This window comes from Streptomyces sp. NPDC002564 (assembly GCF_042889645.1).
Taxonomy (GTDB): domain Bacteria; phylum Actinomycetota; class Actinomycetes; order Streptomycetales; family Streptomycetaceae; genus Streptomyces.
Genome location: NZ_JBIARE010000015.1, coordinates 72,769 through 94,647, shown reverse-complemented (window position 1 = coordinate 94,647; position 21,879 = coordinate 72,769). Strand labels below are relative to the sequence as shown.

Sequence of the window (21,879 nt, the reverse complement as noted above, 5' to 3'; positions counted from 1 at the left end):
TGTTGATTATTCGGGTCATTCCGCCGCAGAACCGGCGCGGTGAGCGCGCGTGGGCGTTCTCCGCGATCACCCTGAGCTCGCGCTGTTCCTCTGCCTGGCCCTCGGCTACCTGGTCGGCAAGCTGCGGGTCGGCCCGATCACCCTGGGCGGCATCTGCGGGACGCTGATCGTCTCGCTGCTGCTCGGCGCCTGGACCAAGGTCACCGTCTCCGACGACGTCAAGACGATCTTCTTCGCGCTCTTCATCTTCGCCCTCGGCTACATGGCGGGCCCGCAGTTCTTCGCCAACCTCAACCGCAAGAGCCTGCGCTTCTTCGCGCTCTGCGGGATCGAGCTGGTCTGCGTGCTGGCCATCGCGTTCGGCCTGGCCAAGGCCTTCGACCTGGACGTCGGCACCGCGTCGGGCATCCTCGCGGGCGCCGCCACCGAGTCCGCGGTGGTGGGCACGGCCACCGAGTCCATCGGCAAGCTGAGCGACCTCACCCAGGCGCAGATCACCGAGTACCAGGGGCACGTCGCCACCGCGTACACCGTCTGCTACCTCTTCGGCCTGATCACCATCGTGATCTACACCAGCCAGATCATGCCGATGATGCTGCGCATCAACCTCCGGGACGCCTCCCGCGAGCTGTGGGAGAAGATCCGCGGGGGCGGCGGCCTGGAGGCCGACGAGCGGGCGGCGCTGCCCGGCCTGGTCGGGCGCACCTATCTGGTGACGGCGGGCGACGGCAGGACCGTCGGCGACCTGGAGAGCGAGCTCGACGGCCGGATCACCGTGGAGGCCGTCAAGCGCGGCAGCAAGCTCCTCACCCCGGCCCCCGGCCTCGCCCTGACCCTCTCCGACCTGGTCCTCGTGGTCGGCCGGCGCGCCAACGCCATCGAGGCGGGCCGGCTCATCGGCCCCGAGACCCCCGGCATCCCCGGCGTGGACACCCCGCTGGCCACCAGCCAGGTCTCGGTCACCGCGAAGGAGACCGAGGGCCTCACCGTCGACCAGCTCCAGCAGGCGCATCCCGAGTTCGTCAAGGACGGCGTGTACGTCACCGACGTCCAGCGCGGCGACCAGCACCTGCCCGCCACCGGCGACACCGCGCTGCACCGCGGCGACGTGCTCACCCTGGTCGGCGCCCGCTCCGGCCTGAACAAGCTGGTCTCGCGGATCGGCGCGGTCGTCAAGAACGACGCCACCGACTTCATCTACGTGGGCCTCGGCATCGCGGCGGGCTCCCTGCTCGGCCAGGTCGTGGTGAAGTTCGGCGACGTCCCGATGTCGCTGGGCACCGGCGGCGGCTGCCTGATCTCCGGGCTGCTGTTCGGCTGGTTCCGCTCCCGCAAGCAGACCTTCGGCGCCTTCCCGCCGCAGGCCGCGGCGACCATCAAGGACATGGGCCTCGCGGTCTTCATCGCCTGCACCGGACTGGTGTCGGGCCCGCAGGCCTGGCCCCTGCTCAAGGAGTACGGGGCGCTGCTCCCGTTCGCCGGGATCGCCATGGTGCTGGTCCCCGCGACGCTCTCGCTGTTCATCGGGCGCAAATTCCTCAAGATCGAGAAGCCGCTGCTCATCGGAGCCATCGCGGGCCAGCAGTGCTCGACCCCCGCGATCACCTCGGTCACCCAGGTGGCCCAGAGCTCCGTGCCGATGCTCGGCTACACGATCACGTACGCGCTCTCCAACTTCCTGCTCCCTTTGACCGGGCCGATTCTCGTCGGCGTACTAGGAGCGTAGACACGTGATCGACTTCCTGAACCGGAACATCTTCCAGCCCCATCCGGAGCTGCTGGTCTTCATCACCGTGGCGCTCGGCTTCCTCATCGGGAAGCTGCGCTACCGGGCCATCGCCCTCGGCGCCGTCACCGGCTGCCTGGTCGCGGGGCTGCTGCTCGGCGCGCAGTTCAAGGTGACCATCGACGGGACGGTGAAGAACCTGTTCTTCACCATGTTCCTCTTCGCGCTCGGCTACAAGGTCGGCCCGCAGTTCTTCCGCGGCCTGAAGAAGGACGGCCTGCCGCAGGTCGTCAACGCCGTCGTGGTCTGCGTGACGGGCCTGCTGGTCTGCTGGGGCTTCGCGGCGATGCTCGGCTACGGTCCCGGCCTCTCGGCGGGCCTGCTCGGCGGGGCGCTCACCCAGTCCGCCGTCATCGGTGTCGCCCAGGACGCGATCGGCAACCTGCCGGGCCTGTCCCCCGGCGACGTCAAGGAGCAGGAGAACCTCGTCGCCATCGGGTACGCCGTCTGCTACCCGCTCGGCACCATCCTGTGCGCGATGCTGCTCGCCAACATCCTGCCCAAGCTGTACCGCAAGGACCTGGCGGCCGAATCCGCGGCGCTCGCCAAGGAGTTGGACGCTCCGGCGGACGACCCCGACCTCGGCGAGGGCTACTACGAGGTGGTCCTGCGCGCCTACCGGGTGGAGCGGCCCGACGTCGTGGGCCGCACCATCGACGACTTCGAGGAGCAGCAGAAGACGCTGGGCCGCCGGGTCTACATCACCGGGGTGCGGCGCGACGGCGAGATCCTGCCGCACGACCAGCGGACCGTGCTGCGCGCGGGCGACACCGTGGCGGTGAGCGCGATCCGCGGCGACCTCGTCAGCTACGACGCCCGCACTCACGTGGGCGGCGAGACCGACGACGTCGACCTGCTCGGCTACCAGACCGAGACGCTGCACGTCGTCGTCTCGGAGAAGGCGCAACTGGGCAAAACAATCGGCGAGTTGCGTGCGGAGCCGTTCATGGTCGGCGTGTACGTCGACAAGCTCTACCGCTCGGGGTCCGCCTTCCCCTACCGGCTCTCCACCACCCTGGAACGCGGCGACACCCTGATCCTCACCGGCCCCAAGCGCCTGGTGGACCCGGCCGGCAAGGAGATCGGCAAGCCGGTGCCGACGTCCTTCGCCACCGACATGGTCTGGGTGGGCCTCGGCATCTTCCTCGGCGGCTGCATCGGCATCCCCGCGCTGACCGCGGGCGGCGTGCCGATCTCGCTCTCCACGTCCGGCGGCGCGCTCATCATGGGCCTGGTCTTCGGCTGGATCCGCGGCAAGTACCCGACGTACGGCAATGTCCCGCCCGGCGCCCAGTGGTTCATGGACACGCTCGGGCTCTGCCTGTTCGTCGCGGTCGTCGGCATCAACGCCGGGCCGAGCTTCACCAGCGGCCTCTCGACGGCCGGGTGGGGGCTCCTGGTGTTCGGCGCGGTGGCCACCGTGATCCCGCTTCTCGTCGGGTTCCTGGTGGGCCACCACATCCAGAAGATCCGCTTCCCGATCCTGATGGGCGTCCTCGCGGGCGGCCAGACCACCACGGCGGCGATCGGCGCGATCAACGAACAGTCCAAGTCCCAGGTGCCGACGCTCGGTTACACGATCCCCTACGCCGTCTCCAACGTCCTGTTGACGATCTGGGGCGCGGTCATCGTCCTCCTCCACCACTGACGCGTACGTACGAGACGTAAGGAAGCACCGTGCCGAAGACCACGTTCACCCGCGAGGAAATCCAGTCCTTCGCCCAGCTCAGCCCCTTCGAGCTGAAGGACAAGTTCATCCAGATCGCGCAGGCGGTCCAGGAGGACAAGCCCGGCCAGAAGGAGAAGTCGAGCGCCCAGATGCTCAACGCGGGCCGGGGCAACCCGAACTGGACCGCGACCGGGCCGCGTGAGGCCTTCTACGCGCTCGGCTACTTCGCGCTGTCCGAGTCGCGCCGGGTGTGGACGGCCGACAACCTCGGCGGCATGCCGGAGAAGCCGGGCTCGGCGGAGCGCTTCGACACCTTCGTGCGCCGCCACCCCGACCTGCCCGGCATCGAGCTCCTGGAGAAGTGCGTCGCGCACGCCGTCGAGCGCTTCGGCTTCGACCGGGACGCGTTCATCCACGAGCTGACCGACAGCTCCATCGGCGACAACTACCCCGTACCCGACCGGATGCTGACGCACGCGGAGCAGATCGTGCGCGGCTACCTCGCCGACGAGATGTTCGCCAAGAACCCGCCCGAGGACACCATGTCGCTGTTCGCGACCGAGGGCGGCACGGCGGCGATGTGCTACATCTTCGACTCGCTGATGAAGAACGGCATCCTCAAGAAGGGCGACAAGATCGCCCTGATGGTGCCGGTGTTCACGCCGTACATCGAGATCCCCGAGCTCGACACCTACGAGTTCGAGGTCGTGCAGGTCTCGGCGAGCCTGTTCACCGAGACCGGCGTGCGCGAGTGGCGCTACCCCACCGAGGAGGTCGCCAAGCTCGCCGACCCCGCGGTCAAGCTGCTCTGCATCGTCAATCCGTCCAACCCGCCGTCCCTGGCGCTCAGTCAGCGCGTCGCGAACCAGATCAAGGACATCGTCGCGACCGACAACCCGAACCTGCTGATCGTCACCGACGACGTGTACGGCACGTTCGTCGAGGGCTTCCGCTCGATCGCCGCCGACCTGCCGCGCAACACGCTGCTCGTCTACTCGTACTCCAAGCACTACGGCTGCACGGGCTGGCGGCTCGGCGTGATCGGGCTGCACGACGACAACGTCATCGATCAGATGATCGCGGGGCTGCCGGACGCGGAGAAGGCGCGGCTCGCCAAGCGGTACGGGACGCTGTCGCTGGAACCCGAGAAGATCCGGTTCATCGACCGCCTGGTCGCCGACTCGCGGCAGGTCGCCCTGAACCACACGGCGGGCCTCTCGCTCCCCCAGCAGGTCATGCTCACCCTCTTCTCGCTCTTCGACATGCTGGACGAGGGCCAGGCCTACAAGGAGCGGATCCGCGCGATCGTGAAGCAGCGTCTGGACCTGCTCCTCGAAGGCGCCCAGATGAAGATCTCCGACGACCCGAAGCGGGCGGGCTACTACATCGAGCTCGATCTGCTCGCGGAGGCCGAGCGCGTGCACGGCAAGGACTTCGCGGACTTCCTGGAGAAGAACTACGAGCCGGTCGACCCGCTGTTCCGGCTCGCCGAGCAGACCCACGTGGTGCTGCTCAACGGCGGCGGCTTCGACGGCCCCGAGTGGTCGGTACGGGTCTCGCTCGCCAACCTCGACGACCTCGACTACCTGAAGATCGGCCACCACCTGCGGTCCATCTTCAACGACTACGCGCAGGAGTGGCGGGCGGCTACGGGGGCTTGAGGGGGGGAGGGATTGAGGGGGTGAGGGGTTGAGGGGGTGACGGGTGGAGATGCCCCGGCCGGGTGGGGGGGGTGACCGGCCGGGGCAGCTCTATCTCTGGGGGGGTGGTTAGGGGGTGATAGTTACGGGGTGGCGGTGGTTACTTGTAGGCGCCGAGCGCCTTCGTGAACGCCAGCGGCTCCTGCTCGATCGACGAGCAGGTGGGCTGCGCCGAGCCCGACGCGCCGCCCTCGCAGGCCTTGTCACGGGTCGAGGACCACATCGACAGCCAGCCGAGGCCCTTGTCCTCGGCGAACTTCACCAGCTGGCCGGCGTCCTCGGTCGTGAACACCTCGCCCGCGACGTCGTTGACGCCGATCATCGGGGTGACCGCGACGGCCTTCCACGCGGCCTCGTCCGACAGGTCGAGCGCGCCCTTGACCTGCTTCTGGGTGGCGGTGGCCGCGTCGACGGCGTACGTGCCCATGTCGCCGTCGTAGGACGGCCCGTAGTCCATGGCCATGATGTTCACCGCGTCGACCTGTACGCCGTTCTTCTTGGCGTCGGCGATCAGGTCCACGCCGGGCTGGGTCAGCCCCTCGGGCATCACGGGGAGGGTGAACGAGACGTCCAGGCCCGGGTGTTCCTTCTGCAGCGCGGCGATCGCCCCGGCGCGGCGGGTGTTCGCCGCGGTGTCCGGCAGCGCGGCGCCCTCGATGTCGAAGTCGACCTTCGTCAGCTTGTACGCATCGACGACCTTGCCGTACGCCTCGGCGAGGGCGTCCGCACTGTCGCACTTGAGGCCGAGCTCGGATCCCGCGGCGCCGCCGAAGGAGACGCGGACGTCGCCGCCCTTGGCGCGCAGGGCGTCGATCTGTGCGGCGACCTTGTCGTCGTCGAGGCCGGTGGCGCCGCCCCACTTGGGCTCGCAGCCGCCGCCGGAGGTGACGAAGGCGAGGGTGAAGTCCTTCACGCCGGTCTTCTCCGCGGTGTCCACGAGGTCGTAGGCGGGGGCGAGAGAGGTGTCGACGAAGGGGGCGAAGGCGGCGGCCTTCGCCTGGGCTCGGTCCTGCTGTGCCGGGGCGGCCTTGGTCGCGAGGGCCGTCCCGGAGAACAGGAAGGCGCCGCCGCCGACGAGGGATGCGGCGGCGAGTCCGCCGATGACCTTGGAGCGGGTGGTCATCGTGCGGCGGTGCGTGCGGCTGCTCATCGGTTCCTGCCTTTGGGGTGCGTGGGGGTGGTGGGGGTGTGATCACGCTAGCCGCGGGCCGGGCGACAAATGGGGCAATGTTTCTTGGAGTTGGGGTCCTTAGGGTGCGCTTAAGGGAGAGATGGGGGGTGGTTAAACCGGGGGTGTTCTGTGGGGGGTCCCTGCGGGTGCGTTGTGGCTCATCGCGCAGTTCCCCGCGCTGCTTCGGGGGCCGTCGCTGTTCGTCGTCTGCGGGTGCGGGGTGGCGGGTCGCGCAGTTCCCCGCGCCCCTTAAGGGGGGACCTCGTGTTCGTCGTCTGCGGGTGCGTTGTGGCCGATCGCGCAGTTCCCCGCGCCCCTGGGGGGAGCTTCGTCGTTGCTCGTCTGCGGGGGTGTCTTGGCTGAGCGCGCAGTTCCTCGCGCCCCTGGGAGGTCCGTCCCGGGGCCCTCGCGAACAGCCCGCAGAAAGACCACACGGGGGACCACCCTCAGGGGCGCGAGGAACTGCGCGAGCAACCCACGAGCAGCCGCAGACAAAGAACACCAGGCCAAGCCCCCCCCCAAGGGGCGCGGGGAACTGCGCGACCAGCCCACCAGCGGCCGCAGACGAAGAGCATCAGGCCAGGACCCTCAAGGGGCGCGGGGAGCTGTGCGGCCAGGGGCCGCCGGGTGGGGGTGTTACGGGAGCGGAGGCGTTCGGTGGCGGCGACGGACCGTCGCACCCCTGTGCCCCCGCCGCACCGTCGACGGCCCCCGAGGATCGAGCTGGATCCAGATCCGGACCTCCGTCCCACCCAGCACCGAGCTCCCGACCCGCACATCCCCGCCCGTCGCCTCCGCCAGCCTCCGCACGATGTCGAGCCCGAGCCCCGTCGACCCGTCCTCCCCCGACCCCGCCCCCCGCGCCAGCGCCGCCTCGGGGTCGGCGATGCCGGGCCCCGCGTCGGAGACGAGGACGATCACCGCGTCCTCGCCGCTGTGCACGTCCACGGAGAAGGCCGTGCCCTCCCGCGTGTGCCGGAAGACGTTGCCGAGCAACGCGTCCAGCGCGGCGACCAGTTCGGGCCGCGCCACCGGTATCCGGACCGGACGCTCGACGCCCGCCACCCGGACCTCGCGCCCCTCGTCCTCGGCGAGCGCCGACCAGAAGGCCATCCGCTCGCGGATCACCTCGGCCGCGTCGCACCCCGTGCCGGGCCCGACCGTCGCCGTCTGCGGCTTGGCGTCCCGCGCGGTGCGGATGATCGTGTCGACCTCGCGCTCCAGCGTCTCGACCGCCGTACGGGTCTGCTCCGCGGCGGGCCCGTCGCCGAGCGACGCCGCGTTCAGCCGCAGCACGGTCAGCGGTGTGCGCAGCCGGTGCGAGAGGTCGGCCGCCAGCTCCCGCTCGTTGGCCAGGAGCTGGACCACCTGGTCGGCCATCGCGTTGAACGCCACCGCGGCCAGCCGCAGTTCGGTGGGGCCCTCCTCGACGACCCGCGCCCCCAGCTTGCCCTCGCCGAGGTCGTGCGCGGCGCCCACCAGGCGTTTGGCGGGCTGGACCATGCGTACGCCGAGCCGGTCCGCGACCGCCACCGAGCCGATGATCAGCGCGATGCCGACGCCCGCGAGCACCAGCCACGCCGTGGTGACGCCGTTGCTGATCTCGGCCTCGGGCACGAATATCTCCACGACCGCCGTGCCGGAGCTGAGCGCGGTCGGCTGGAGCACCGCGAAGCCGCCGGGCACCTCGGTGGTCCTGGCCCGGCCCTCCTTGCGGGTCGCCTCGACGGCCCGCGCCCCGGCCCGCGGGTCGCCGACCTCGAAGGCGGGGGCGTCGTCGACGGCCGGGACGTACACGGCCATCCGCCCGTCGCCGCCCGCCTCGGAGGAGGCGACGGCACGGGTGAGTTCCCTGCGGTCGGTGGTGATGGAGAGCGTGGGGCCCATGCCCGCGCCGTGCCGCTCCGCGTTCGAGATGGCGCGGTCCCTGGCCATCTCCTTGACGACGAGGCCGAGCGGCACCGCGAAGGCGACCACGACCATCGTCGTGACGGCCAGGCACACCTTGACCAGGGCCCACCTCACAGCGGTGGCTCCACCAGCGGCGGTTCCAGCTTCACGCCGACCCCGCGCAGGGTGTGCAGATAGCGCGGGCGCGCGGCCGTCTCGCCCAACTTCCGGCGCAGCCACGACAGGTGGACGTCGATGGTCTGGTCGTCGCCGTAGCTCTGCTGCCAGACCTCGGCGAGCAGTTCCTTGCGCGGCACGACGACGCCGGGCCGCCCGGCGAGGAAGGCGAGCAGGTCGAACTCGCGCCGGGTGAGGTCGAGGCGGGCGCCGTCCAGTTCGGCCTGGCGGCGCAGCGGGTCGATGGAGAGCCCGCCGACCTGGAGCACGTTGCCGGGCGGCGCCTCGCCCGCCGTGACGCGGGCGCGGCGCAGCACGGCGGCCATCCGGGCGGAGAGGTGCTCGACGGAGAACGGTTTGGTGAGGTAGTCGTCGGCGCCGTCGTTGAGGAGCCGGACGATCTCCGCCTCGTCGTCCCGGGCGGTCGCGATGATCACGGGTACGTCGGTGATGCCGCGGAGCATCTTCAGCGCCTCCGACCCGTCCAGGTCGGGCAGGCCGAGATCCAGGATCACCACGTCAAAGCGGAAATGGGCGACCTCGCGCAGCGCCTCCAGGGCCGTGCCGACGCTGCGCACGGTGTGCGACGCATCGGTCAGGTGCCGGATGAGGGCGGAGCGTACGAACTGGTCATCCTCGACGACGAGCACACTTGCCATGGGCGGCACCGTACGCCATCCGGAGGAACGCGGTCCTCCCCGGGACGTCCGGCCCCGCGCGGGGTGCGGGCCCACCCGCCCCGTGGGACACGGCCGGACACCGTGGTGCAGTATGGCCCGCGATGCACAGAGGACTCGTACACGGAATCGCGTGGTCGCTCGCCACCGGCGCGGCGGTCACGCTGTCCTGGTGGGGCGTCCACACGGTGATGGCGGGCACCGCCTACGACCCGCCGCGCGCCCTGCCGCTCGCGGCCGACGACGGGGGCGGCGGGGACCACGCGGAGCCGCGGGCCTCCTCGACGCACCGCCCCGAGTCGTCGCCGGCGCACCGGACCGCCGAGCCCCGTAGGCCCACGAGGTCCCCGGAGTCGGCGAAACCGTCCCGGACCCCCACGCACAAGCCCTCGTCACCGCCGCCCACGAGCTCCGGCACGGGCACGGTGAAGAGCTACAGCACCGACGGCGGCCGGGTCGTCCTGGACCTCGGCAAGGACTCCGCCTCGCTGGTGTCGGCGACCCCGGCCACCGGCTGGTCGGTGCAGACGTGGAAGCAGGACAAGTGGATCCGGGTGGACTTCACCGGGGGCGCGGCCCGCGTCTCGGTGTTCTGCACCTGGCACGACACGGCACCGCGCGTGGAGATCCAGAAGAGCTGACGGATCCGGCCGCGCTCACCGGAAGACCGAGGGCGGCGGCGCCGGCGAGGCGACCGCGGCGGCGTCCGTGACGGCCGCCGCTCCCCCGCTGAAGTCCCGCAGGCCCCGGCCGTGTTCGACCCGGCAGGGGTGCGGGTCGCCCGCGCAGCGGCGGGTGAGCTCGGCGACGGGCAGCGGGCCGTCGGAGCCGAGCAGCACGGCGTTGCCGAAGCGCTTGCCGCGGAGCACGGCGGGGTCGGCGGCGAGGGCGAGTTCGGGGAAGAGCGCGGCGGCGGTGGCGAGCTGGCCGCGCAGGTGGGCGAGCGGCGGGCCGTCGGCGAGGTTGGCGGCGTAGTACCCGCCGGGCGCCAGGACCCTGCGGACGTCGGTGAGGAATTCGGTGCTGGTGAGGTGCGCGGGGGTGCGGGCGCCGCTGAAGACGTCGGCGATGACGAGGTCGGCCCAGCCGTCGGCGATCCTGGTGAGGCCCTCGCGGGCGTCGGTGCCGCGCACCCGTATCCGGGCCTGGGGGTCCAGCGGCAGCTCGCGGCGGACCAGCCGGACGAGGGCGGTGTCGCGCTCGACGACCTGCTGGGTGGAGCGCGGGCGGGTGGCGGCGATGTAGCGGGCGAGGGTGAAGGCGCCGCCGCCGAGGTGCACGGCGCGCACGGGCCGGCCGGGCGGGGCGACGAGGTCGGCGATGTGGCCGAGCCTGCGCTGGTACTCGAAGTCGAGGTACGCGGGGTCGTCGAGGTCGACGTGGGACTGCGGGGCGCCGTCCACGAGCAGCGTCCAGGCGCGCGGCCGGTCCCGGTCCGGCATGAGTTCGGCGAGCCCGCCGTCCACCGTCTCGACGACGGCCTCCCGTGCTTCCCGGGTCCGCTTGTTCCGTGCCATCAGGCCATTATCGGCGCCCGCGCGGGAAGCGGCCCGGCGGCCGGTGCGGGGCGGCGTGCGGGGGCCGGTCAGCGGCAGTTGTCGGCGGCCTCGATGGTGCGGGCGGCCTGGCCGAGCGCGGCCCGCAGGACGGCCGGGTCGGTGACGGGGTCGGTCTCGCCGCCGGGCGGCAGCAGCCAGCCGGTGCCCGCGACCGGGGGCTCGGGGACGGCGGGCCCCGGCTCCGGGTCGGCGTACACGCTCATGCCGCGGCCGAAGGTCTGGGTGCAGGCGCTGCCCGGCAGGTCCCAGCCGTCGGCGGTGCCGGGCGGCACGAGGAAGCCGAGGGTGTCGCAGCCGCCGTCGTGCAGCACGGGCCCGATGGTGTCGCCCGCGCCGCGGCGCAGGATGTCGACGGCTTCGAGCCCCTGTCTCGCGGGGACCGTGACGAGGTCGCAGCACTCGTCGTCGCAGGCCTGCGCCCCGTAGGCGGGCGGGGCGCTGCCGTCCGGGGTGGGCCAGTGGTGCGCCGTGGTCAGGGACGGCGGGGGCGCCTGGGCCGCCGGGGACGCACCGCCGCGCGTACGGGAACCGCTGTTCTCCGTGCCGATCTCCAACAAGGGGACCCCTCCTCGCCAGTGCGGCAGCCGCCCGGCTCCCGCTCCTCGTTGTTCAACGCGGGAAGGCGTCAACAGGCACTGCGGCACGCCGCCGCAAAGGATGGCAGTTCATGGCGGATCCCGGGTGAGATATCCGGTTTGTAGCCAAACTCCACGTGGCGGACCCGTCACGGACGGTAGGTTCGTGCTCCGCCGGAACAGGGGCGGCCCGCCATCCAGTGCGCGGGCGCGGCATCCCGTGCGCGAGCGCGGCATCCAGCGCGCGAGCGTGGGCACGCTCCGGCACGATCCGTACGAGAGGATCCGGCCATGGCGTCCTCACCGGGGGCATCGTCAACTCCGTCCCCACGACCGAACCTTGTCTTCCGACAGCTCCGCGGGCAGCTCTCACCGGGCGAGTTCGCGGCGGCCGTCCGGCGGGCCGCCCGCGAGATCGGCGAGCGGGTCAGCTGCGACGCGCGCTACGTCGGACGGGTGGAGGCGGGCGAGATCCGCTGCCCCAACTACGCCTACGAACGCGTGTTCCTGCACATGTTCCCCGGCCGCACCCTGACCGACCTCGGCTTCGCCCCCCGCGCACTGGTGCGCGGCCGGGCGGCTCGCGGCGCACCCGACGCGCCCCCGGTCCACGGCACGATCCGGACCGGCACCACGAGGCAACAACCCACCACGATCCAGTTGTACGAGTCCCATCCGTCCGGGTCCGACCCCCGCGCCTGCGATCCGTACGCGGTCCAGACCCACGAGGAGAGCGACGTGCAACGTCGCGCGTTCATGACCGGTTCCACGGCCACCGTGGCGGCCGCCCTCGGGCCGATCGGCCCGACCCTGGGCGGCCCGGCGGAGGCGGCCGCCCTGCGCGGGCGCCGGGTCGGCGAGGCCGAGGCAGGCGCGGTCGAGGAGGCCGTGCGCAAGATCAGGCTGCTCGACGACCGGCACGGCGCCGACGGCCTCTACCGGCGCGCCGCCGCCCCGCTGCGCACCGCGTACACCCTGCTCGACGCGGGCACCACCACCCGGCAGTCCACCTCGGACCGGCTGCACGCGGGCGCGGGCGAGCTCGCCATCTCGGTGGGCTGGCTGGCCCACGACTCCGGCCGCTTCGACGACGCCCGCTCGCACTACGCCGAGGCCCTCGCCACGGCCCGGGTCTCGGGCGACGCGGCCCTGGAGGCGCACGCCTTCTGCAACACGGCCTTCCTCGCGCGGGACGCGGGACGCCCCCGGGAGGCGGTGCGGGCGGCGCAGGCGGCCACCCGCGCGGCCCGCCACCTCGGCTCGCACCGGCTGCTGTCGCTGCTCGCGCTGCGGGAGGCCGGGGGGTGGGCGGGGCTCGGCGACCGCGCGGGCTGCGAGCAGGCGCTCGCCCGCGCGCACGGCCTCTTCGAGCGCGGCCCCAGGGACGCCGACCCGGAGTGGATGACCTTCTACGGTCCCGCCGAGCTCGCGGGCCTGGAGGCGCAGTGCTGGTCGGCGCTCGGCGAGTGGGCGCGGGCGGCGGGGCACGCGCGGCTCGCCGCGACCACCGCGGCCGCCCAGACCCCGCAGTTCACCCGGAACATCGCGCTCTACACCGCCGAGCTCGCCGACGACCTGGCCCGCGCGGGGCGCCCCGACGAGGCGGCCAGGGCGGGCCTGCGGGTCCTCGCGCTCCTCGGCGAGGTGCAGTCCTCACGGATCCAGTCGATGCTCGCGACGACGGCACGGGTGCTGCTGCCGCACCGCAGCAGCGCCGGGGTGAGCGAGTTCCTGGAGGCGCACGCCTCGCTGCCGCGGGCGGCCGAGCGGCCGTGCGTGCGGAGGGGTTAGGACAGGTGGCCCGTCTCGTTCCAGGACTCGACGGCGGGCTCTCCGTAGGCCCAGCCGAGCACCGAGAGGGACGTCGGGCTGAGGCGGATGCGGGCGGCGAACTCGACGCCGAGGCCCAGCCAGCGCGCGCCGATGACCCGCAGGATGTGGCCGTGCGCGAAGACCAGCACGTCGCGGTCGGCGCTCCTGGCCCACTGCACCACCTCGTCCGCGCGCGCGGCGACCTGCGCCAGCGTCTCGCCCCTGGGGACGCCGTCGCGCCAGATGAACCAGCCGGGGCGGATCGCCTGGATGTCGGCGGGCGTCATCCCGTCGTACGAGCCGTAGTCGAACTCCATGAGCGCGTCCCAGGTGGCGGCGCGGTCACCGAAGCCGGCGATCTCGCAGGTCTCCCGCGCGCGGGAGAGCGGGCTGGTGCGCACCTCGACGTCCGGGAGGCCGTCGTAGGGGGCGCGGTGCAGTCGCTCGCCCAGGAGCTCGGCCCCGCGCCGGCCCTCGTCCAGGAGGGGGATGTCGGTCCTGCCGGTGTGCTTCCCGGACAGCGACCACTCCGTCTGTCCGTGCCGGGCCAGCAGGATGCGGGGTGCCATGGGATCTCTCCAACTCGTACACATGTCCGTCCGGCCACCTCTGCCCGACGGACTTTTGCTGCTATGTGCGGACAGCGCGCGCCTGCCCCCTCCATCATCGCCCACCTGTGACGGAGCGCTCGCCGGGCCTGGCAACCCGGCCACCGATCTCTGCGTCTAAGACGACCGGGGGACGCCTCGGCGTCCCCCGCGCACGCCGTAAGGTGATGCGGCGGCATACGCCGCGTGAACAGAGACGATGGGGGACCGACCGGATGCCGAAGACCGACATGCCGGGCACCACGGGCATATCCGGGCACCGGCTCCGCTGGTGGACCGAGCTGCCGCTGATCGTGCTGGTGTACGCCGCGTACTCGGCGGGCCGGCTGATCGTGCGGGGTGACGTCGCCGGTGCGATCGACCACGGCGTGAGCATTCTCAAGACCGAGCAGTTCCTGCGGCTCGACGCGGAGACCCCTCTCAACCGTCTGTTCACCGCCCACGCCTGGATCGGCGTCCCCGCCGACTTCTGGTACGCCTCGCTGCACTACCTCGTCACGCCCGCCGTGCTGATCTGGGTGTTCCGCAGCCACGCCGTCCACTACCGGGCGGCACGCGCGTGGCTGATGATCTCCACGATGATCGGCCTGATCGGCTTCACTCTCCTGCCGACCTGCCCGCCCCGGCTGCTCAGCAAGGGGTACGGCTTCGTCGACACCATGGCGCAGTACAGCGACTACGGCTGGTGGGGCGGCGAGGCGAGCGCGCCCCGCGGTCTCGGCGGGATGACCAACCAGTACGCGGCGATGCCCAGCCTGCACGTGGGCTGGGCGCTGTGGTGCGGAGTGATCCTGTGGCGCCACGGCCGGTCCCCGCTGACCCGGGTCGCCGCCGTCGGCTACCCGCTGATCACCACGATCGTCGTCATGGGCACCGCCAACCACTACCTCTTCGACGCGCTCGCGGGCGCCGCCGTGATGGGGGTGGGACTGCTCCTCGTACGCCCGGTGCAGCGCCTCGCGGACCCCGTCACGAACCGCCTGCGGGCCCGCTTCCTGCCCGCCTCCACGGCCACGTCGGCCACAGAGTCCTCGATTGTCGGTGCCGGGTGCCAGACTTCGACGGGTGAGCGAATTCCCCGACAGCGCAAGCAAAGTGCCGCCCCGGGCGCCGAGTCGAGTGCCCGCCCCGCCGACGCGCCCCGACCCGCCGACGCGGGGGACGGGGCTCCGGCACCGGCTCACTGAGCTGCGCGGCGCCGACCTGCCCGCGCGGCCGCTGGACGCCCGCGCCCTGGCCGCGCTCGCGGCGAACCCGGGGTGCAGACGCCGTGCGCTGCTCGACGGCGCGGGTGTGGACAAGACGGCGCTCGCGCAGTCCCTCGGCTCGCCCTCCGGCTTCGGCCAGTCCCAGTTCGCCTTCATGCGGGGCAACGCCTTCGAGGCCCGGGTCAAGGCCGACGGCGGCGCGGAGCTGCTGCGCCTGACCCACCAGCGCCTGGGCGGCGGTCCCGAGCCGGTGCCCGGCGAGTCCGCCGTGCCCGACCTGTCGGCGGCGGGGCCCGAGGGCCGCGCCGCGCGCACCGCGCTCGCGCTGCGGGAGGCCACCGGCTCCGGCGGCTGGACGCTCCTGGACCACCCCATGCTGGCCCTGGACGTCGCGGGCACGCCCGCCTTCCTGGAGCCGGACGCCGTGGTGGTCCACCCCGACGGCGGCTGGACGGTCGTCGAGATCAAGTCCTTCCCGATGATCGACGGCTCTGCGGACGCGGCCAAGGTCGGCGCGGCCGCCCGCCAGTCCGCGGTGTACGCGCTGGCGCTGGAGCAGGTCGCCGGGCGCATGGACCCGGCCCCGCAGGTCCGCCACCACGTCCTGCTGGTCTGCCCCAAGGACTTCTCCAACCTGCCGACGGCCTCCGCGGTCGACGTCCGCAAACAGCTCTCGGTCACCCGGCGCCAGCTGGACCGCCTGGCCCGCGTCGAGGACATCGCCGCGGAGCTCCCCGAGGGCACCACCTTCGACGTGCGGCGCCCGGCGGACGAGCTGACGGCGGCCGTCGAGGCGGTCCCCGCCACGTACGCACCGGAGTGCCTGGCCGCCTGCGAGCTGGCCTTCCACTGCCGGGACCGGGCCCGCGACGAGGGCGAGGTGACGTCGCTCGGCCGGGCGATCCGCGGCGAGCTCGGCGGCCTGACCACCATCGGCGAGGTCCTCGCCGCGGCCGCGGGCACGGCGGGCGATCCCGCGGACCCCGCGGTGGCCGCGCTGCGCAGGGCGGCCGGGCTGCGCCGGGAGGCGCTGTCCGCGGCGGCCGGGTCCGGGGGTGCGGCATGCTGAGGCCTCCCCGCGTCACCGTCACCGCCGTCACCGCCACCGCCACCGCCACCGCCGTGCACGGTCCGGACCGTGTGCGGATCCGCCCGCCGAAGGAGGGTCACCCGTGTCGCTGATCGACAGTCTCGCCCGCCTGGAGGCGGTGGCCACCGGCCGGGCCCGGCCGCGGGCCACGGTCCGCCACCGGCACATCTCCCAGCGCCCCCTCGTCCTGGTCCCGCTGATCACCGCGGGCGAGGCGGGCGCGCCGCTCGGCGCCCTCGTCGGCACCGAGCGGACCGCGCCCCGGCTGCTCGCCGTGCCGCAGCCCCGCGACCGCGACCAGCGCTTCGCGTTCCTCGCGGAGCTCGCCGAGATCGTCCTGCCGTACGTCGACTCCTTCGCGCGGGACGTCGAGGCCGCCGAGCGCAACGAGACCGACCCGGAGACCGGCAAGCGCGTCAAGGTCGAGGTCGAGCTCTGCGCGGACGCCCCGCAGTTGATCGTGCCGAGCCGCGCGGGCATCGAGTTCGTCCGGCTCCTCGGGCGCTCGATGCGCTTTCGCCGCACCGCCGAGCAGGACCCCGAGACGCCCTACCCCGCCCCGCCGCGCGTCCCCCTCCTCGGCCGCTGGCTGACGCACTACGGCGAGCGCGCCCGGGTCCCCGGCTCGTCCCTGCTCACCGCCATGACCGAGCTGCTCTCGCGGCACTGGGCGACCGGCCAGTCCAGCCTGGAGGACCAGCACCTGGGCGCCCTGCTCGCCTGGATCGAGGCGCCGGAGGGCACCTCGGGCGCCGAGGCCGCGCGCCGTGCCGAGCTGGCCCGCGACGGCGCGGGCCAGCTCCTCTGCCCGCCCGCGGGCCCGGCCACCGACCCGGCCTTCGACAACGACCTGCTGGCCCCGGCCATGGAGCGCTACGACCGCGCGCGCACCGCCCTGGCCGCCGCCGAGGACGGCGTCGAGGCGGACGAGCGCCTGGGCGCCCTGACCGCCGCCGAGCGCGAGATCCACGCCTTGGTCGACAGCAGGACCCGGCCCACCTGGGACGCCGTGTGGCGCGGGCTCGACGCGCTGTGCACGCTGCCCGAGGCCGCGCACCTGCCCGACCGGTGGACCCGCGACCGCTGGTCGTTCACCGGCCACCGCGACCGGGTGAGCGCGGGCGAGCCGCCGCAGCCGCGGGTCGACGACGCGGTCACGGCGGCCAACAAGCTGGCCACCCGCGAGCGCGAACAAGCGCGCCTGGAAGCCCAGGAGGCCCTCGACGACCCGCTGGTGATGGCGGGCCGCCGGCTCGCGGGCGAGGCCTTCGCCGGCGAGGTCACCGAGGTCGTGATGGCGTACACCGAGGCCAAGAGCCCGCGCCCGCGCCCCCTGGTCACCGTGCGCACGGAGGACCACCCGCACCTCGGCGAGCGCTCCAAGGTCTACCGCGCCCTCGGCGGCAAGCCGCAGGCCGCGGAGTTCGTCGCGTACGAGGGGGAGGGCGCCGTCGTGCTGCGCCTGACCGACAAGATGGGCCGCGGCAAGGAGCCCGACGAGGGGTCGGTGCCCGTCAAGGGCGACCGGATCTGCTGGACGCTGTTCGAGCACGAGCAGCGCGGCGGCCCCAAGCTGCCCGACCCCGAGGCCACCCCGTGGACGCACGGCGGTCCGCCCGCCGACCACGCCGACGCCGCAGAGCGCCCCGACCCCGTGACCGCGGAGGACACCCTGTGATCCAGCTCGCCCCGCCCGCGGGCGGCACCTTCGACCCCGGCGCCGAGGCCGCGCGCGCCACGGAGGCGATCCTCCACGACACGCTGCACGGCACCCACCGCGGTGTCGTCGTCGACTCGCCGCCCGGCGCCGGAAAGTCCACGCTCGTGGTCCGCGCCGCCCGCGAACTGGCCGCGGCGGGCCACCCGCTGATGGTGATCGCGCAGACGAACGCGCAGGTGGACGACCTGGTCCTGCGGCTCGCCGAGAAGGACCCCGAGCTGCCCGTCGGGCGGCTGCACAGCAGCGACCCCGACCCCTACGACAAGGCCCTCGACGACCTGGCGAACGTCCGCAAGTCCACCAAGGCGGGCGACCTCGCGGGCCTGGACGTGGTCGTCTCGACCGCCGCGAAGTGGGCGCACGTCAAGGCCGACCAGCTCGACGCGCCCTGGGGGCACGCCATCGTCGACGAGGCGTACCAGATGCGGTCGGACGCGCTGCTGGCCGTGGCGGGTCTGTTCGAGCGGGCGCTGTTCGTGGGCGACCCGGGGCAGTTGGACCCGTTCTCGATCGTCGGCGCCGAGCAGTGGGCCGGTCTGGCGTACGACCCGTCGGCGTCCGCGGTGGCCACGCTGCTCGCCCACAATCCCGAACTGCCCCAGCACCGGCTGCCGGTGTCCTGGCGGCTGCCCGCTTCCGCGGCCCCCCTGGTCTCGCACGCGTTCTACCCGTACACGCCCTTCCGCAGCGGCACGGACCACGGCGACCGTGCGCTGAACTTCGCGGTGCCGTCGGACGGTTCGGCGCCGGACCGGGTGATCGACGAGGCGGCGCGGGCGGGCTGGGGCCTGCTGGAACTGCCCGCGCGGAACACGCCGCGCACCGATCCGGAGGCGGTGCGGGCGCTCGCCCAGGTGGTGCGGCGCCTGCTCGACCGGGGCGGGGCCGCGACGTCGGAGCGGGACCCCGGTCCCACGCCGCTGACCGCCGGGCGGATCGCGGTCGGCACCGCCCACCGCGACCAGGCGGCGGCGGTCCGCGCGGCCCTCGCCGAGCTGGGCGTCCCGGACGTCACGGTGGACACGGCGAACCGTCTGCAGGGCCGGGAGTACGACGTGACGGTCGTCCTGCACCCGCTCTCGGGGCGGCCCGACGCGACGGCGTTCCACCTGGAGACGGGGCGGCTGTGCGTGCTGGCCTCGCGCCACCGGCACGCGTGCATCGTCGTCTGCCGTGCGGGGGTCAGCGAACTCCTGGACGACCATCCGTCCACGGAGCCGGTCCAGCTGGGCGTCACCGTGAAGTTTCCCGACGGCTGGGAGGCCAACCACGCGGTGCTGGCGCGGCTGGCCGAGCACCGGGTGGCGTGGCCCGGTTAGCGGGGCGGGGCGGGGTGCGCCCCCGCCGGGTCCGGGGCACGCCCTGCGCCCTTGTGCGGCGAGGGAGAATGGGAGGCGGCCGGACAGCGGACGGACGGCCCGCCCCGTACGAGGAGGATCAGACATGGGGGAGCCCGAGCGGCCCCGGACCGAACAGCGCATGCGCCCCGCACCTCTGCTCTTCGAGCCCGCCGAGGCCGGCGCCGACCCCGAGCACTTCTTCGATCTGGAGTCGATGGAGGACCCCCGCGAGCTGCTGGACCGCGCGACCGAGCTGACCCACGCGTTCCGCGCCGCGACGGACCGGTCCGTCGAGTTCCAGGCCATCGCGGCCGCCCAGCTCGCCGACCCGCGCCGGTTCGACCGGATGACGCTCGCGTCGATCGCGGAGCGCGCGGAGTGGACCGAGGACTACGCGAAGAAGATGGTCGAGTTCGGCCGGGACCTGCTGCGGGGCGGCGTCGAGAAGCGGTAGGCGCTCCCGGGGAGGGCGCGGGCGGCCGGAGATCACGGGCGCCTGGCATATGCCAGGGGGGCAAGATACCCCAACCCGCCCCCCGCTGTCCCGGTTTCCGGCAACTCTGGGAAAGCGGGCCGTCACCGCCGGTACACCTGACCGGTATGAGCAGCAGCACGCCCCTTCATGCCGCAGCCCCGTCCCCCACCGCCCGGGCCCCCCGCGCGGCCCCCGCCGGACCCGTGGGGCCCGCCCAGGACGCCGGTGACGTGACCGCCGCGGGCGCCGCCTGGCTCGCGTCCGCGGAAACGTATCCGCGCAGCGCCCTCGCCCTCTGGCGGAGCAGGCCCACCGCCCCGGCCGTGCTCCCCTGCGGGTCCGCCTTCGACGTGGTGAGCGTGCCCGCGGTCTTCGGGCGCCGCATGCTCGACCGGCTGTGGGACGAGGGGCCGGGGTCGGGCCCGGTGGCCGCGCACCGCGGCCGCGTCCTGCTCTTCGCCGCCCCGGGCACCGCCTCGCGCCTGCCCGCCCTCCTGGAGTGGGAGGAGTGGGGCCGCGAGGTCTCCGTGCTCTGCCACGGCACGGGCGACGCGGTCACCGTGCCGCCGCTCAGCGCCGCCGAGGGGCCGGACGCCGGGTCCGGCGACCGCCTGGGATCGCGCTGGCTGGTGGCCCCGGACACCCGCCACCCCTGGCTCCCCGGCCCCGAGGTGATGCTCTGGGCCTGCGTCCGTGCGGCGAGGTCGGCCGCGTCGTCCGCCGTGCGCATATCGATTTTTCCTGGCGGCGATCAGAGTGCTAAAGTCTACGACGTCAGCAGGCGCCGCTAGCTCAGTTGGTTAGAGCAGCTGACTCTTAATCAGCGGGTCCGGGGTTCGAGTCCCTGGCGGCGCACAGACGGTGAGAAGCCCCTCGCGGAAGCGAGGGGCTTCTTGCGTATGCCCTGCCGCGGGGCGCCTCAGCCCGTGGTGACCTTCACCGTCCAGGCCCCGGACGCCGTGCGGCCCTCCACCTCGATGCGCACGTCCTCGCCGGGCACCGTGAAGCTCTCCCCCGCCCGCACCGGGGCGTCCGCCAGCTGCGGGTACACCGAGTCGCCCCAGCAGGACTCGGACTCCGGATGGGCGTCGACGACCTCGACGGGGCCGCCGCCCGACGCCGTCTCGTTGCGCACCTCGTAGACCAGGACGCCCTCCGTGCACGTCGCGCGGTCGTTGCCCACCGCGCCGCGCGCCTCCAGGGCGAGCGCCGTGCCCCGGCCGGTGCGGACCACGGCGAGCCGGGTGCCGCCGAGGGCGCCGCGCACCGGGGGCGCCGCGAGCGGGTCCAGGGTCAGCCGCTCCGTGCCGGCGCGCACGCACCGCACCTGCCGCGGCTCCAGCCAGCCCAGCTTCCACTTGTGCCAGCCGAAGAGGTCGGGGGCGAGGCCGAACTGGCTGCCCATGACGTCCCAGTCCCCCACGTGGGTGTCCCAGTCGCCCTTGCCGTCGGTCGGCCGGTGGTAGAGGTCGGGCAGGTCGAAGACGTGGCCGGTCTCGTGGGCCAGGACGTTGCGGTCCGGGGGGTGCCGCTCGAAGACGGTGACGATGCGCCGCAGGTCGGTCCCGTCGGCCCGCATCGGCCGGTCGAAGTTGACCACCTTCGTGGCGTCCGAGTCGACGCCGGGCGCGTCCGGGTCGGCGACGAAGTAGACGATGTCGTAGCGCGAGAAGTCGACCTGCGGATCGGCGGCGGCCACCGCGTCGCGCAGGTAGGCGGCCCGGCGCTGGGCGTTCCAGTCGCGCCGTATGGCGTACGACCGGGAGCTGTGCGGCATCTCGACCCAGGAGCGCCCGGGGTCCGGGGTCAGCTCGAACCTGCCGTACGAGGCCCGCTCGAAGAACTGGCTGGTGGCCGGGAAGTAGTCGGCGGCCAGCTCCCCGGGAGTCGTGAGGGGCGGGGAGTCGGGGAAGGAGAGGAACACCATGACCGCCTTGAGGGCCCTGGTCGGGCGCGGGTAGGCGGTGTTCCAGGTGTCGAGGCCCTCCGAGTGGTGGGCCGCGGTGCGGCGCAGGGCGCACGGGCCCCCGGCGGACTCCGCGATCGCGGGGCCGGCGACCAGCGAGGTGGCGGCCAGCGCGGTCAGGGACGTGAGGAGGGCTGCGGTGCTGCGAAGACGGGCATGCTCCCCTCCACGGGTGAGTCCCCAAGGGGGGAGCTGACGCGGCACGTCGACCTCCGGGTGCGGAATGCGGGACACCCCACCCACCTTGTGATGTTTTGTTGAACTACGCCCTGTTTGTCTGGCCCTTCCGAGTGAGTGCGAGGCAAGGGGGCGACACCCCGAACGCTCACGGAACGTCACAAGCGATCGGGTCACAAAGGAACCAGTTCAGGGACGAGCAGAAACGATCTGCCGTCGGCGGCGGGCCCCGCCCGCACCGGTGGCGCGGCTGGATCAGGCCTCTGGCCAGCCTCTATG

General features: G+C 73.3%; 18 protein-coding genes and 1 tRNA gene. 12 read left to right on the top strand and 7 right to left on the bottom strand.

The genetic code is table 11. From position 1 onward, the window contains the following. The first annotated feature begins 49 nt into the window (after positions 1-49). From aspT (ACFYXE_RS34815) to ACFYXE_RS34805, 3 genes are read left to right on the top strand one after another with little or no spacing between them, the layout of a single operon-like run. Positions 50-1,726, top strand: coding sequence for an aspartate-alanine antiporter (gene aspT / locus ACFYXE_RS34815; protein ID WP_389319540.1), 1,677 nt, complete (start codon positions 50-52; stop codon positions 1,724-1,726). A gap of 4 nt (positions 1,727-1,730) precedes the next feature. Next, a complete protein-coding gene (gene aspT / locus ACFYXE_RS34810) occupies positions 1,731-3,434 on the top strand; it encodes an aspartate-alanine antiporter (protein WP_389319538.1) in 1,704 nt (567 codons plus the stop codon). A gap of 29 nt (positions 3,435-3,463) precedes the next feature. Continuing rightward, a complete protein-coding gene (locus tag ACFYXE_RS34805) occupies positions 3,464-5,116 on the top strand; it encodes a bifunctional aspartate transaminase/aspartate 4-decarboxylase (RefSeq protein WP_389319536.1) in 1,653 nt (550 codons plus the stop codon). Between the two features lie 139 nt (positions 5,117-5,255). Here ACFYXE_RS34805 and ACFYXE_RS34800 read toward each other — a convergent pair whose 3' ends face one another. From ACFYXE_RS34800 to ACFYXE_RS34790, 3 genes are all read right to left on the bottom strand, one after another. Then, positions 5,256-6,305 (bottom strand): chitinase, encoded by a 1,050-nt coding sequence (locus ACFYXE_RS34800; protein WP_389319534.1) that lies wholly within the window; start codon positions 6,303-6,305, stop codon positions 5,256-5,258. Positions 6,306-6,962: 657 nt separating this feature from the next. Next, a complete protein-coding gene (locus tag ACFYXE_RS34795) occupies positions 6,963-8,351 on the bottom strand; it encodes a HAMP domain-containing sensor histidine kinase (RefSeq protein WP_361172849.1) in 1,389 nt (462 codons plus the stop codon). Continuing rightward, positions 8,348-9,052, bottom strand: coding sequence for a response regulator transcription factor (locus ACFYXE_RS34790; RefSeq protein ID WP_361172852.1), 705 nt, complete (start codon positions 9,050-9,052; stop codon positions 8,348-8,350). The genes ACFYXE_RS34795 and ACFYXE_RS34790 overlap by 4 nt, the downstream gene beginning before the upstream one ends. Before the next feature lie 122 nt (positions 9,053-9,174). On the opposite strand from ACFYXE_RS34790, the gene ACFYXE_RS34785 reads away from it, so the two are divergent. Continuing rightward, positions 9,175-9,711, top strand: a complete 537-nt coding sequence (locus ACFYXE_RS34785; RefSeq protein WP_389319531.1) for a hypothetical protein — start codon at positions 9,175-9,177, stop codon at positions 9,709-9,711. Between the two features lie 15 nt (positions 9,712-9,726). Here the strand turns inward: ACFYXE_RS34785 and ACFYXE_RS34780 are convergent, their stop codons facing one another. Beyond that, positions 9,727-10,587: a spermidine synthase gene (locus ACFYXE_RS34780; RefSeq protein WP_389319529.1), complete on the bottom strand. Its 861-nt coding sequence runs from the start codon at positions 10,585-10,587 to the stop codon at positions 9,727-9,729. Positions 10,588-10,655: 68 nt separating this feature from the next. Continuing rightward, positions 10,656-11,186, bottom strand: a complete 531-nt coding sequence (locus tag ACFYXE_RS34775; protein ID WP_389319527.1) for a hypothetical protein — start codon at positions 11,184-11,186, stop codon at positions 10,656-10,658. Positions 11,187-11,495: 309 nt separating this feature from the next. Here ACFYXE_RS34775 and ACFYXE_RS34770 point away from each other — a divergent pair, with 309 nt between their 5' ends. Beyond that, a complete protein-coding gene (locus ACFYXE_RS34770; protein WP_389319525.1) occupies positions 11,496-12,995 on the top strand; it encodes a tetratricopeptide repeat protein in 1,500 nt (499 codons plus the stop codon). Here the strand turns inward: ACFYXE_RS34770 and ACFYXE_RS34765 are convergent. Continuing rightward, entirely contained in the window at positions 12,992-13,585 is a 594-nt protein-coding gene (locus ACFYXE_RS34765; protein ID WP_361172864.1) for a histidine phosphatase family protein, read from the bottom strand. The two genes, ACFYXE_RS34770 and ACFYXE_RS34765, sit on opposite strands and share 4 nt — an antisense overlap. Before the next feature lie 254 nt (positions 13,586-13,839). Here ACFYXE_RS34765 and ACFYXE_RS34760 point away from each other — a divergent pair, with 254 nt between their 5' ends. The 7 genes from ACFYXE_RS34760 (at position 13,840) to ACFYXE_RS34730 (ending at position 20,312) form a co-directional block, all read left to right on the top strand. Further along, the gene (locus ACFYXE_RS34760) at positions 13,840-14,811 is read left to right on the top strand and encodes a phosphatase PAP2 family protein (protein WP_361172867.1); all 972 of its coding nucleotides are present in this window, start codon (positions 13,840-13,842) and stop codon (positions 14,809-14,811) included. Beyond that, complete coding sequence (locus ACFYXE_RS34755; protein ID WP_389319523.1) at positions 14,744-15,901, top strand: hypothetical protein; 1,158 nt, start codon at positions 14,744-14,746, stop codon at positions 15,899-15,901. Before ACFYXE_RS34760 ends, ACFYXE_RS34755 begins: the two co-directional genes overlap by 68 nt. Before the next feature lie 103 nt (positions 15,902-16,004). Next, complete coding sequence (locus ACFYXE_RS34750) at positions 16,005-17,600, top strand: hypothetical protein (protein WP_389319521.1); 1,596 nt, start codon at positions 16,005-16,007, stop codon at positions 17,598-17,600. Next, positions 17,600-18,961, top strand: a complete 1,362-nt coding sequence (locus ACFYXE_RS34745) for an AAA domain-containing protein (protein WP_389319615.1) — start codon at positions 17,600-17,602, stop codon at positions 18,959-18,961. The genes ACFYXE_RS34750 and ACFYXE_RS34745 overlap by 1 nt, the downstream gene beginning before the upstream one ends. Positions 18,962-19,085: 124 nt before the next feature. Next, complete coding sequence (locus ACFYXE_RS34740) at positions 19,086-19,436, top strand: hypothetical protein (protein ID WP_361172876.1); 351 nt, start codon at positions 19,086-19,088, stop codon at positions 19,434-19,436. A gap of 146 nt (positions 19,437-19,582) precedes the next feature. Next, on the top strand, positions 19,583-20,248 hold the full coding sequence (locus ACFYXE_RS34735) for a bifunctional DNA primase/polymerase (protein WP_389319519.1): 666 nt from the start codon (positions 19,583-19,585) through the stop codon (positions 20,246-20,248). Further along, a tRNA-Lys gene (locus ACFYXE_RS34730) sits at positions 20,239-20,312 on the top strand. Before ACFYXE_RS34735 ends, ACFYXE_RS34730 begins: the two co-directional genes overlap by 10 nt. Positions 20,313-20,376: 64 nt before the next feature. Here ACFYXE_RS34730 and ACFYXE_RS34725 read toward each other — a convergent pair. Further along, the gene (locus ACFYXE_RS34725; RefSeq protein WP_389319517.1) at positions 20,377-21,657 is read right to left on the bottom strand and encodes a M6 family metalloprotease domain-containing protein; all 1,281 of its coding nucleotides are present in this window, start codon (positions 21,655-21,657) and stop codon (positions 20,377-20,379) included. Between the last annotated feature and the right edge of the window lie 222 nt (positions 21,658-21,879).

Excerpts from the sequence above, each read along its gene's own strand:
- ACFYXE_RS34770 (WP_389319525.1), top strand. The coding sequence starts at position 11,496 with ATGGCGTCCTCACCGGGGGCATCGTCAACTCCGTCCCCACGACCGAAC.
- ACFYXE_RS34785 (WP_389319531.1), top strand. The coding sequence starts at position 9,175 with ATGCACAGAGGACTCGTACACGGAATCGCGTGGTCGCTCGCCACCGGC.
- ACFYXE_RS34740 (WP_361172876.1), top strand. The coding sequence starts at position 19,086 with ATGGGGGAGCCCGAGCGGCCCCGGACCGAACAGCGCATGCGCCCCGCA.
- ACFYXE_RS34790 (WP_361172852.1), bottom strand. The coding sequence starts at position 9,052 with ATGGCAAGTGTGCTCGTCGTCGAGGATGACCAGTTCGTACGCTCCGCC.
- ACFYXE_RS34760 (WP_361172867.1), top strand. The coding sequence starts at position 13,840 with ATGCCGAAGACCGACATGCCGGGCACCACGGGCATATCCGGGCACCGG.
- ACFYXE_RS34780 (WP_389319529.1), bottom strand. The coding sequence starts at position 10,587 with ATGGCACGGAACAAGCGGACCCGGGAAGCACGGGAGGCCGTCGTCGAG.
- ACFYXE_RS34800 (WP_389319534.1), bottom strand. The coding sequence starts at position 6,305 with ATGAGCAGCCGCACGCACCGCCGCACGATGACCACCCGCTCCAAGGTC.
- ACFYXE_RS34765 (WP_361172864.1), bottom strand. The coding sequence starts at position 13,585 with ATGGCACCCCGCATCCTGCTGGCCCGGCACGGACAGACGGAGTGGTCG.
- ACFYXE_RS34735 (WP_389319519.1), top strand. The coding sequence starts at position 19,583 with ATGAGCAGCAGCACGCCCCTTCATGCCGCAGCCCCGTCCCCCACCGCC.